Genomic DNA, 11,851 nt, shown 5'->3' with positions numbered 1-11,851 from the left:
GCCATGCCCGCCGCGTCCGCCCCGCGCGTCAGCGTGATCATCCCCGCCTACAACGCCATGCCGGAGCTGACCCGCTCCGTCACCTCCGCCATGGAGCAGACCCTCGGCCTGGACCGGATCGAGATCATCGCGGTGGACGACGGCTCGACCGACGGCACCGGTGAGGAACTGGAACGGCTCGCCCGCGGGTGCCCCGCACTGCACGTCGTCCACCAGGCGAACTCCGGCTGTGCGGGCGGCCCCCGCAACACCGGCCTGGACCGCGCGCGGGGGGACTTCGTGTTCTTCCTCGACTCCGACGACTACCTCGGACCGGACGCGCTGCGCCGCATGGTCGCCATGGCCGACGAGAACGGCACCGACATCGTGCTCGGCCGGATCGCCTCGGTCGGCGGCCGCGCCGTGCCCCGGGCCGTCTTCTCGCACAACCAGCCGCGCACCGACATCTTCTCCTCCCACGCCTATCTGACCCTGGGCCCCTGGAAGCTCTTCCGGCGCTCCCTCATCGAAGGGCTGCGGCTGCGCTTCCCGCCCTACCGCAACTGCGAGGACAAGCCGTTCACCGCGGCCGCCTACCTGGGCGCCTCCGGCATCTCCGTGGTCGCCGACTACGACTGCTACTACGTCCGCTACCGCGAGAACCGCAGCAACCTCACCCTCACCGCCTCCGGCCTCGCCCACCGCATGGACGGCATCGGGCTGTGCTTCGAGACCGTGGCCCGCTACCTCGAACCCGGCCCCCGCCGGGACCAGATCATGCGCCGTCACGTCGAGTGGGAGCTGTGCGGTCCGCTGCGGGCGCTGCTGCCGCGCGAGAGCGAACGGGACGCGCGGGAGCGCTTCTTCCCCGAGTTCCGGCGCTGGGCGCGGACCTGGGTGACCGACACCATCTTCCAGCGGATCGACGCCCCGGACCGGCTCCTGATCCATCTGCTGCGCACCGACCGCTTCGAGGACGTCCTGGCCGTCGCCCGCGACGCCAAGCGGGACCAGGAGCGCGGCCATCTGGTCGACAAGGGCCGCGTCTACTGGCTCCACCCCTTCTTCCGCGACCACACCGCCGACGTCCCCGACGTCTGCTTCGACATCACCGACCGGCTGCCGGTCCACCACCACCTCGACGCGGCGCGCTGGCACGGCGGAGTGCTGCGGCTGACCGGCCGGGCCGCCATCGAGGGCATCGACGCGATCGACGCGGGCACGGACGTCATCCTGCGCAAGTACGAGGCCGACCGGCTCGAGATCCGGGTGCCCGCGACACACACCCCCGGGACGTCCGGTTTCGCCGCCGTCATCGACCCGGCCACCGCCGACGGCGGCGCGCCGCTGGAACGCGGCCTGTGGAACCTCTACCTCGACGTCCGCGCCCAGGGCGTCAGCCGCGTCGTGCGGTTCGGCGGCAGCCGCGAGGATAGTGCGGCCACCCGGCCGGCCCGGCGCGCCGTGACGACCCCCGGGGGCGAACCCGTGGTGGTCGTCCCGTACTTCACCCCGTACGGCAATCTCTCGCTCGACGTCGGCGAGGTCGCCCACGCCCCCGACGACGCCCCGTGCCGGGTGACCCGGACCGCGTGGCACGGCGCCAGGAAGAGCGTCCTGATCGTCGGCGGGCGGCTGACCGGTGAGTACCGGGGCGGGGTGCGGCTGCGCGCCGAGAGCGGGACGGGCGCGGTGCGCGAGGTGGCGGCCCGGTTCGAGCGGGGCGGCGCCTGCGGTGACTTCACCGCCCTGCTGCCCGTCGGTCAGCTGACGGCGGGCCGCTGGACGCTGACGCTGCTCCTGGAGGACCGCACCGTCGTCGTGCCCTGCGTGGGCAACCTGGCCTCGACCCGCTGGTTCCGCTTCGGCCGCCCGTACTACGCCAAACCCCTCACCCCGCGATCGGCCCCGGCGCTCGCCCTGGACGTCGCGCCGATCAGGGTCGCCGCGGGGGTGCGGCGGCGGCTGCGGCGGGCCCGGAGCCGCCGGGTGCGCCGCCGGGCCCGGTAACTTCAGGGGGAACGGCGGCCGAGGCGGTTGCGGGCTGCGGCGAGCAGGCGTACGGGGGCGATGCGCAGCTCCAGGGTCGCCGCGCCGCGCCCGGTGAGCGGCTTGGCGTAGTACGGGCGGCCCCGGCGCAGCCAGCGGGTGCCGGGCAGCCGCTCGGGCGGCGGCACGGGGGCGGCGCACGGCGGGCCGTCGCCGTGGCCGACGAGGGCGAGCGTCACCGTCCAGCGGCCCCGGCCGAGGTCGCGCACCGGCAGCCGGGCGGTGAACGCGCCCGCCGGGTGGCCCGCCGCGTACCGCACGGGGTGGTCCAGGACGCGGCCGTCGGTGTGCTCGGCGCGCAGCCGCAGCACCCGGTCGCGGGGCGGCGAGCCCGGCGGCAGCAGCCGCCCGGCGACGACCAGCGTGCCCTTGTCGGACGGGTGCCACAGCGCCTCGGTCACCTCGCAGGGCGCGCCGCGCGGGGCCGGGCCGATGTCGAGGGAGAGGTTGCCGTACGGGGTGGTGAAGTACGGCGTGACGCGGGCGCGCAGGCCGGGGCCCGCGGTCACCACCCGGCGCGCGGTGCCGATGTCGAGCCCCTCGGCGTGGCGGCTGCCGAACCGTATGGTGCGGCTGACGCCCTCGGCGCGTACGTCGAGGTAGACGTCCCACACGCCCGGGCGCAGCGGGGCGCCGCCGCCGGCGGCGGCGATGTCGACGTCCGCCTCGAACTCGCCCTCCACCTCGCTGTCCGCCGCCGAGACCGGTACGCACAGTTCGTCCCGGGTCTCGCGGTGGCGGAGTATCAGTTCGGTGTGGTCCTCCGGCCCGGCGTCCAGGCCCGTGACCTCGGCCCGGCCGCGGACCCGCAGTGTGGAGCCGCCGCACCAGGCCGCGCCGGTGAGGTGGTGGCGGACCGGCAGCCGGTCGGTGACGTCGAAGCAGTCGTCGGGGACCTCGGCCGCCGGGTCGCGGAAGAACGGGTGCAGCCAGTACACGCGTCCCTTCTCGACCAGACGGCCGCGGCGCGCGTCCTCCTTGGCGGTGCGGATGACGCTCAGCAGATCGTCGAAGCGGCCGGTGCGCAGCAGATGGACCATCAGCCGCTCGGGCGCGGTGAGGGTGCGGAAGAGCGCGTCCGAGCAGTGGTCGGTCGCCCAGCGGCGCAGCTCGGGGAAGAACCGCGTCCGGGCCTCGGCCTCGTCCTCGCGGGGCAGGGCGCGCAGCGCGCCGCACAGCTCCCGGCGGATGTGGCGCCGCATCACATGGTCGCGGCGCGGACCGGGCTGGGTGTAGCGGGCGGCGGTCTGGAACAGCAGCCGGATGGCGTCGATGCGGTCGGTGAGGCCGCGGCGGGCTGGGTTCTGCGGGGCCTCGCGGCGGTCGAGGTGGTAGCAGTCGTAGTCGGCGACGACGGAGATGCCGGAGGCGTTGAGGTAGGCGGCCGCGGTGAAGGGCTGCTCCTCGTCGGCACGGCAGTGTTCCGGGAACCGCAGCTGGAACCGTTCGATGAGGGAGCGGCGGAACAGCTTCCAGGGGGCGAGGGTGGAGTAGGCGTGCGAGCCGAGGACGTCGGTGCGCAGCTGGTTGTGGCGGAACGCCGCCCGGGGGACGCCGCGCCCGGTGGGGGAGGCCATCTTGCCGAGGACGACGTCGGTGCCGTTCTGGTCGGCCATGGCGACCATGCGGCGCAGCGCGTCGGGGCCGAGGTGGCCGTCGGCGTCGAGGAAGAAGACGTAGTCGCCGCGGGCGAGGTCGAGGCCGGTGTTGCGGGGTCTGCCCGGGCCGTCGCCGGGCTCCTGGTGGACGACCTTGAGGGCGGGGCAGTCGGCCGCCAGCCGGTCCAGCTCCTCGGCGGTGCCGTCCGTCGACCCGGCGTCGATCGCGATGATCTCCAGCCGGGCGATGCCTATGGTCTGCTCCATGGCGGAGGTGAGGGCGCGGGTCAGGGTGGGCATGGCGTCGCGGGCGGGGACGATCACGCTGACGCGGGGGCGCGGGCCGGGGCGTGGGGTGCGCGGCAACATGCGGACTCCGGTGGGTGAGGTGGGGCTCAGGCGGCGTTGCCGGGGGGTGCGGACGGGCGGGTGCGTGCGGGGGCGCCGCGGTGCGGGGGATCGCCGCTGCGGACGCGGTCGCGGTCCGCGGCCCATCTGCCGTCGGTGGTCGCCCGGATGAGGCCGACGGATGTGACGTGCTGCTGCGTTCCCATGATCGCTCCTGACTCTCGGTGGGGGCTGCTCATGGTCGGGGCCGGGGGTGAGGGACGGGTGTGGGACGTGCGGCCGGTGGGTGACGGACCGGCGTCCGGGGCGCCCCCGTTCGACGTAGGACGCACCGGACCCGGTTCACTTCGCGGGCGGCGGCGCGGAGGGAGCGCGTGAACACGGTGCGGCCGGCTGATGCTCATCGGGTGCTCCCTCGCGGATCGGCTGGAGTTCGCGCAGTCGGTTGAGCGCCTCGCCCTTCGCGGCGAGCGTGGCGACCGCCTCGTCGAAGCGCTGGACGGACGGCGGGGTGCCGGGGCCGAGCAGATACGCCCTCAGCTCGTGGCGGGCGGCGCGCAACGTGTCCCCGGCGGGGTCGAAGAGCAGCCGCAGGAGGTCGTCCACCCCGGCGTCCTCCGGGCCCAGCAGATAGGCGGCGCGGGCCACGGTGTGCCGCCGCCGGAACTCCTGCGCGCCGAGCCCCGCCGTATCGACGAGGGCGTACGGCTTGAGCGTGGCGATGAAGTCCGAGACCACGCCGGAGGGGTCACCGATCAGCAGATCGGCCTGGTCGAAGCAGGAGTGCAGGGCGGGGGCGTTCGCGGTGTCCGCTTCGATGATCTGGTGCGACCAGGGCGGTGAGGCCGCCCAGTGGGCCCGGTGCCACTGCTCGCCCAGCTCCCTGGCCTCCTCGGGCGGCGCCGGATCGGGTGCGGCGCTGTCGCGGGTGAGCATCGCCTCGTCGGCGTGTGCCCGGCGCAGCCGCGCCTGGAGCGCGGCGATACGGCGCGTCAGCTCGGTGCGGCAGCGGGCGGCCTCGGCGCGCAGCGCCCGCGCCTCCTCGGGCTCGTCCGCCTCCCGCCCGGCCCGCCGCTCGTTCGCCGCGCTGATCGCCGCTCGCGTCCGCCGGTGCGCGGACCGGCGGCCGCGGGCGGCGGGGGGCGGCCGGTAGAGGACCCGCACCGGCGGCTCGTTCTCCAGCAGCCGCCGTACGAGCGACTCGTCCCCGGCCGTGAGCAGCACCGTGGGTATCGCCGCCGGGGCGCGGTCGTCGTCCTCCCGGACCCGTACGCCGTCCAGCTGCGGCCGCCCCACCTCCACGACGTCCGCGTCCTCGACGCCGACCGCCGCCTCCGCGTACCGCTGCCGCCCGGCCCGGCCCGCGACCCACACCTGGTCGTAGACCTTGCTGTACGGATCGACTCCGGCGGTCGTGTCGCCGTCGCCCAGGAAGACGTGCTGCATGGTGGGGACGCGCAGCAGGTGGATGTTCTCGCCGACGTTCGCCGGATAGAGCGCGACCCGCACGCTGCCGAGGTCCAGCCGCCGCAGATGCGTCGCCTCCGGTACGCACAGCACCGGCAGCGCGGTCGGCGCCAGCTCCTCCAGCAGATGCCGCTCCCGCAGGATCACCAGCGCCGGGGCGCGCAGCGCGGCCAGCGTCTCCAGCCACATGCCGACCTGGTAGGCGGACTCCCGAGGCCCGGAGAAGTACAGCACCGTCTCGGGCCGGTGCCGCCCCAGCCAGGCGTTCACCTCGGCCAGCACCCGCGCCGGGCCCGGCAGCCGGAGCGACCGCACGAGGTACGGCAGCAGCGCCAGCACCGTCACCAGGCACCCCCCGGCCGCCAGGGTCAGCCCCGCCACCACCCAGCGGGCGTCCCCGGTGACCAGCGTCGCCCCCAGCCCGGCCAGCGCCGACACCTCGTACGCCAGCATCCGCAGGCCCGGCCATTCGGTCAGCCGCCGAGGCGGCCGGTCGCTGATGCCCAGCCGGCGCAGATCGATGTGGCGCGCCGCGACCGCGAGCCGCCGCCGACGGCGGATCAGCGTGCATATCGCGGCGTGCAGCGCCTGGCCGCCCAGCAGACACAGCACCAGCGCCATCGCCGACGCCAGCCCTACGGGGCCGGTGACATGTATCCGCCCGAGCAGCAGGAGCAGCAGCACACACCGCAACTCGAAGCGCAGTGTCTCCCCGACATGCAGCCGGCCCAGCCGCCCCATCAGCCCCGGCGCGCAGCGCTGCAGTGCCAGATCGCCCCCGACCCCCACCGCCCCGGCCCCCACGAACACCCCGCCGGCCCCGCTGACACCGGCCCCCGCCATCGTCACCATCCCCCCGGCCACCACGGCGAACGCCGCGAGACCGCGGGGATTCCGGACACCGAGGCGATCCATGGCACGTGCCCTTCGCGGAGGCTGCGTCGTACTGACTGCACCCTAGGCGAATGGCCATATTTGCGCCTTTTGTCGACCTCCGAATGGCTCGGACGCCGGCAGTCCACGGGGACCCCCGGGAGGCGGTCGGGCCGGGGCCGCTCAGCGCACCGTCGTGGTGACGGGCCGGGGGAAGGCGCGGCGGGCGAGGGTCGCGGCGGTGGTGAGGCGGGTCAGGGTGGGCCGGAGGGCGCGGGAGCGGTAGGGGGCGTTCCAGGCGTAGGGGAAGGACGCCTTGTCGGGGGTGAGCAGGTTCGTCGTCTCGTCGCAGGCCAGGATCGCGATCAGCCAGCGGCGTACGGCGCGGTGGAAGGCGGGGACGAGGGGGCGGGGGGCCAGGAGCCAGTCGCGGGACTGGGGGCTGACCGCCTGCCGGTAGGTGGTCTCGTCGTAGCGCTGCCAGGGGGACTCCGGGGTGATCGGGTGCAGGCCGTAGTCCATGGCGGTGAGGGGGGTCAGGGCGGTGCGGAGGGTGTCGTGGTCGGCGCCGGGGAGGAGTTCGCAGATGATCCAGGGGCGGTGGCGGCGGATGGTGGCGAGGGCGCCGGTGAGGACGGCCGCCTCGTAGGTCTCGACGTCGATCTTGATGAGGTGGGGGGTGAGGCCGCGGTCCTCGGTGAAGGCGTCCACCGTCGTGACCGGGACGGTCACCGATTCGGTGTGCTTGCGGTGGGCCGGGTTGAGGGAGTTCGAGGACTCCGACTTGTGGGAGAAGTACAGCTCCGCGGTGCCGGGTTCGTGGGAGAGCGCGGTCTGCTGCACCTCGTAGTCCAGGGCGTTGCAGTGGCGGATGCGGCGGCAGAGGGCGGCGGTCTGCGGGGTGGGTTCGAAGGCGATGGTGTGCGGGCCGCCGCGCCCGTAGATCGCGTCGATCAGGGCCGAGTACAGCCCGATGTGCGCCCCGATGTCGTACACCGCGCTGCCCGCCGGTGCCTGTCCGGCCAGGGCCAGCAGGGTGGCCTGGGTGGTGGGTTCGTAGCCCGCGAGGCCGGAGCGGCGCAACTGCCGCTGGACGGCGGTCTGTTTGCGGCTGAGCACATTGAGGGCGCGGGGGTACGGACCGCTGGAGGCCAGGACGTCCGGGTTCAGCGGGAGGGTGATGGCGAGGGGCATGGCTGCCGCGGCTCCTGTCGGGTGACGGCCCGCTCCAGCGGGCTGGGAACGGGGAAGTAGGCGTCGAGGAAGGGACGGAGCAGGGCCAGCTGACCGGCCAGGTCGTGTTCGGAGGAGACCGTGTCGTTGAGGCAGAACGCTTGGCAGTGGCGCGAGCGCAGCAGTCTCGCCAGCCGGGAGTGGATGCCGGGCCGGGCCAGGTCGACGTAGTCGTACCGCAGCTGGGCCGGGATCGCGCGGCCGGTGAGGAACGCGTAGTAGTGGTGGAGCGAGGACGGCAGGGAGACGTCCGAGGCGGAACGCACCCGGCTGGCCATGGTGGCGCGGATCGGGTCGGGGAACTCCCGCTCGATCTCGGCGAGGACGCTGGTGCGCACGGCGTGCGGGGTGTGCTTCATCTTCTGGGTGACGGTCGCGCCGAACCGGCCCTCCAGCAGCCTGCGGTTGTTCTTGCCCGCCGCCGATACGGGGACGTCCAGGTGGTCGGCGGGGGCCAGCGGGATGAGGGCGCGGGAGGGGAAGAACTTGGTGACGCCGTTGGCGAGGAAGAAGTCCTGCGGGGTGACGGGCGAGCCGAGGAAGACGTCGTCGTTGAAGTAGAGGAAGTGCTCGGCGAGGCCCGTGATGTGGTGCAGCCGGGTCTCGATGGCGTGCGAGTTGAACGTGGGCAGCACGCTGAGGTCGTCGAAGATCTCCTCGTGGTCGACGACGGTGATGCCGGGCTGGTCCAGCGCAAGCCAGGGCGGCACCTGGCGGTCCGTCACGATGTAGATGTGGCGCACCCAGGGGGCGTACAGGTGCAGCGAGCGCAGGGAGTAGCGCAGCTCGTCGCGGTTGGCGTAGCGGGCGGCGTTGGCGGCCTCCTCGTGGTAGCCACCGCCTTCGCCCGTTACGGCGGCGCGCCGCCGCTGCCACTCCGGATCCGAACCGTCGACCCAGGTGTAGACGACGTCGATGGGGAAGCGGACCTCGTCCGGCAGCCGGGTGGTGAACTCGGGGCGCGTACGGACCAGGGGGCCCGGGGACCAGCCCTCGGCCGGGGCGAGCCGGGTGAACCGCTGGTCCGGGGCGCGTACGGCGTCGCCCACGAGCGGTACGGAGGCGGTGGTGCGGTTGGGGCGGGGGGCATGGAGGAGGGGCGCGCCGCCGGTGGCTGTACGGCCGGCCGGCTCGGGGGTTCCCGGGGTTCCCGGGGCGTCCGCCGGGGCGCGCTCCCAGAACTCGATGTCGCAGCCGTGCGAGGAGCCCAGGACGAGGTCCCCGCGCGGGGTGGTGTGGAAGCGGGTGAAGCGGACGACGGGCGCGCCGGCCAGCGGCCGCCAGGCCCGGGCCGTGGCGCCGAGGCGCAGCGCCCCCGCCGCGCCCTTGCGGCCCGGGGGCGGCGAGACGTAGCCGGCCTCCCTCGCGCACAGCGCGCCGAGCGCGGCGACCACCTCGGCCCGCTGGTCCGCGCGTACGCCCACGGCGGAGGCGACGTTGCTGTAGCAGCGGACGACGAAGTGGTCGAGCCGCGCCCGGTCCAGCGCCTCGCACACCAGCCGCAGGTTCTCGGCGCGCGCGAACAGCGGGGTGGGGGCGGGGACGACGGTCGCGATCCGGGTGCCGCGGTCGTCGGCGATCACCATGCGGTCCGGTGCCGACAGCAGCCCGGTACGGACCAGCCGGCCCAGCCGCCGCCGGGCCCAGCGCAGCCGTAGCGCGCCGGAGGCGAGGGACAGCCGCCCCAGCCCGTGCAGGGCCGCGCGGCGCACGTCGGCGCCGGTCAGGGCGATGATCGCGCGGCGGATCCGCAGCGGGACCGTACGCCGGTAGCCGCGGACCAGGGGCGGATCGGCGAGCCATGGGTGGCGGGGGGCGGCGGGCGGTGCGGTGAGGGGCATCGTGCGAGTCCTGGGGCGGGCGGCGCGGGACGGGTGGTTCCTCACACCATCATCTGAACGCCGCCCGGATGGGGCGGCGGCATGGCGGGCCGCCGCCCAAAGTGCCCCCGTTCGGCCCAGCGCCCCGCCGGCCGCCCGGAGACGACGGTGGCCCGGCGACCGCCGGGTCGCCGGGCCACAGGTCGGGTGGGGCTACTTCACCGCGCCCGCCATCACGCCCTGCACGAACTGGCGCTGGAAGGCGAAGAAGACCGCCAGCGGGATGATCATCGAGACGAACGCGCCCGGGCCCAGGATGTCGATGTTGTTCCCGAACTGCCGGACCTGCTGCTGCAGCGCGACCGTGATCGGCGGATTGCCGCTGTCGGCGAAGATCAGGGCGATCAGCATGTCGTTCCAGACCCACAGGAACTGGAAGATGCCCAGCGAGGCGATCGCCGGGGCCCCCAGCGGCATGACGACCCGGAAGAACAGCCGCAGCTCGCCCGCGCCGTCCAGGCGGGCCGCCTCCAGCAGCTCCCTGGGGATCTCGGCGAAGAAGTTCCGCAGCAGGAAGATCGCGAAGGGCAGCCCGAAGGCGGTGTGGAAGAGCACGACGCCGGTCGTGGTCTGGAAGATGCCGATCTCCCCGAACAGCTTGGCGACCGGGACCAGGGCGACCTGGATCGGGACGACCAGCAGGCTGACGACGATCAGGAACCACCAGTCGCGGCCGGGGAAGTCCATCCAGGCGAAGGCGTAGCCGGCCAGCGCGCCGAAGACGACCACCAGGAGGGTCGCCGGGATGGTGATGGCGAGCGTGGTCCACAGCGAATCGGTGATCTGCTGGTTGCCGAGCAGCTTGTCGTACGAGTCGAAGGTCAGCTGCGACGGGTCGGTGAAGACCTTCCACCACCCCGAGATGTCCACCTGCGAGGGGTCGCGCAGGGAGGACAGCAGCAGCCCTGCCGTCGGCATCAGCCAGAAGAGCCCGATGAGGACGAGGGCGACCTGCACCACCCCGCCCCCGGCCCGTTCCGCGATCCGCGCGATCGGGGACCGCTTCGTCTGTACGACCGTGTCCGCGCTGGTCATCGGCGGCTCTCCCTTCGGATCCGGCGGATGTTGACGAACATGACGGGCAGCACCAGCAACAGCAGCAGGACGGCGATCGCGCTGCCGAGGCCCTGGTTGACGTCGGTCCCGAAGGACGACTGGAAGAGCTGGAGCGCGAGGACGTTGGCGTCGTCCTGCGAGGGGCCCGGCGCGATGATGTAGACCAGGTCGAAGATCTTCATCACGTTGATCATCAGCGTGACGACGACGACCGAGAGCACCGGCGCCAGCAGCGGCACGGTGACCCGCCGGAAGACCTGCCACTCGTTGGCGCCGTCCATCCGCGCGGCCTCCATCAGCTCACGCGGTACGCCCGCGAGCCCCGCCGCGATGAGCACCATGGCGAAGCCCGCCCAGATCCAGACGTACGAACCGATGATGGCGGGGGTGACGAGGGACGGGCCGAGCCAGTCGATGCCGTTGTACGGCGCGGAGAAGTTCCAGGCGGGCAGCCGCAGCTGGGCGCCCTCGGCCTTGGCGGGGAGGGTGTACGTACCGTCCGCGGCCGACGTCGTCTTGGCGACGACCTTGCCGTCCTTGACCGCCTCGATCTTGAGGTCGGCCATCGCCTTCTCGCCCTTGTCGATCGCGCCTTCCTTGCCCAGACCGCCCTTGGTGAAGTCGAACCAGACGGTGCCGGTGATCTTCCCGGCCTCGGGCCGCGCGGCCTTGGCGTCCTGCGCGCCGCTGATGTCGTCGCGCTTGGCGGCGACCAGCGGAATCGAGGCGGGGGACCCGGCGCGGACCGTGTCCTGGGTGGTGAAGGAGCCGCCCGCGGACTCCGTCAGCCCGGCGGCCGGGCGCGGATGGGCGCCGGGGAAGGGCGACGAGGCACTGAACGAGTCATGCACGCTCACCCACATGGCGTTGGCGACGCCCTTGTCCGGATCCTGGTCGTACACCAGCCGGAAGATGATGCCCGCGGCCAGCATGGAGATCGCCATCGGCATGAAGACGATCAACTTGAACGCGGTGGCCCAGCGCACCCGCTCGGTGAGCACGGCGAAGATCAGGCCGAGCGCGGTGGAGATGGTGGGGGCCAGGATCAGCCAGATGATGTTGTTCTTGATCGCCGTCTTGGTCGCGTCGTCGGAGAACATCTCCGTGTAGTTGTCCAGGCCGACGAAGCCGTTGCCACTCGCGTCGAAGAAGCTGCGGTAGACGGAGTAGCCGATCGGATAGACGACGAGCGCGCCGAGCAGCACCAGCGCGGGCAGCAGGAACACCGCCGCCAGCCAGGGCCGGGTGCCCAGAACGCTCTTCTTCTTGGCGACGTGCGGAGTGGCCGGTGGGGCGGACGATGCCCGGCCAGGTGTGGCCGCGCCGCCCGCTGTCGCGGTCGACATATGTGGATCTCCCGGTCGAGTC

General features: G+C 73.5%; 8 protein-coding genes. 1 reads left to right on the top strand and 7 read right to left on the bottom strand.

From position 1 onward, the window contains the following. Window positions 1–3: 3 nt before the first annotated feature. The gene (locus ASC60_RS27400; RefSeq protein ID WP_055555475.1) at window positions 4–1,989 is read left to right on the top strand and encodes a glycosyltransferase family 2 protein; all 1,986 of its coding nucleotides are present in this window, start codon (window positions 4–6) and stop codon (window positions 1,987–1,989) included. Window positions 1,990–1,991: 2 nt separating this feature from the next. On the opposite strand, the gene ASC60_RS27395 is transcribed toward ASC60_RS27400, so the two are convergent. The 7 genes from ASC60_RS27395 to ASC60_RS27370 all read right to left on the bottom strand — a co-directional run bounded on the left by ASC60_RS27395 (window position 1,992) and on the right by ASC60_RS27370 (window position 11,829). Further along, the gene (locus ASC60_RS27395; RefSeq protein ID WP_055555473.1) at window positions 1,992–3,995 is read right to left on the bottom strand and encodes a glycosyltransferase; all 2,004 of its coding nucleotides are present in this window, start codon (window positions 3,993–3,995) and stop codon (window positions 1,992–1,994) included. A 26-nt stretch (window positions 3,996–4,021) separates the two neighbouring features. After that, complete coding sequence (locus ASC60_RS41805; protein ID WP_159043328.1) at window positions 4,022–4,180, bottom strand: hypothetical protein; 159 nt, start codon at window positions 4,178–4,180, stop codon at window positions 4,022–4,024. Window positions 4,181–4,316: 136 nt separating this feature from the next. After that, entirely contained in the window at window positions 4,317–6,356 is a 2,040-nt protein-coding gene (locus ASC60_RS27390; protein WP_055555471.1) for a hypothetical protein, read from the bottom strand. 141 nt (window positions 6,357–6,497) lie between these two features. Next, window positions 6,498–7,508: an FkbM family methyltransferase gene (locus ASC60_RS27385; protein WP_055555469.1), complete on the bottom strand. Its 1,011-nt coding sequence runs from the start codon at window positions 7,506–7,508 to the stop codon at window positions 6,498–6,500. Beyond that, a complete protein-coding gene (locus ASC60_RS27380) occupies window positions 7,481–9,388 on the bottom strand; it encodes a stealth family protein (RefSeq protein WP_055555468.1) in 1,908 nt (635 codons plus the stop codon). The genes ASC60_RS27385 and ASC60_RS27380 overlap by 28 nt, the downstream gene beginning before the upstream one ends. A gap of 192 nt (window positions 9,389–9,580) precedes the next feature. Continuing rightward, a complete protein-coding gene (locus ASC60_RS27375; protein WP_055555466.1) occupies window positions 9,581–10,462 on the bottom strand; it encodes a carbohydrate ABC transporter permease in 882 nt (293 codons plus the stop codon). Further along, entirely contained in the window at window positions 10,459–11,829 is a 1,371-nt protein-coding gene (locus ASC60_RS27370) for a carbohydrate ABC transporter permease (protein WP_055555464.1), read from the bottom strand. Before ASC60_RS27370 ends, ASC60_RS27375 begins: the two co-directional genes overlap by 4 nt. Between the last annotated feature and the right edge of the window lie 22 nt (window positions 11,830–11,851).

The organism is Streptomyces sp. NBRC 110028, assembly GCF_001417735.1.
Lineage (GTDB): Bacteria > Actinomycetota > Actinomycetes > Streptomycetales > Streptomycetaceae > Streptomyces.
The sequence above is the reverse complement of the archived record's forward strand: the minus strand, read 5'-3'. Positions and strand labels throughout refer to the sequence as shown.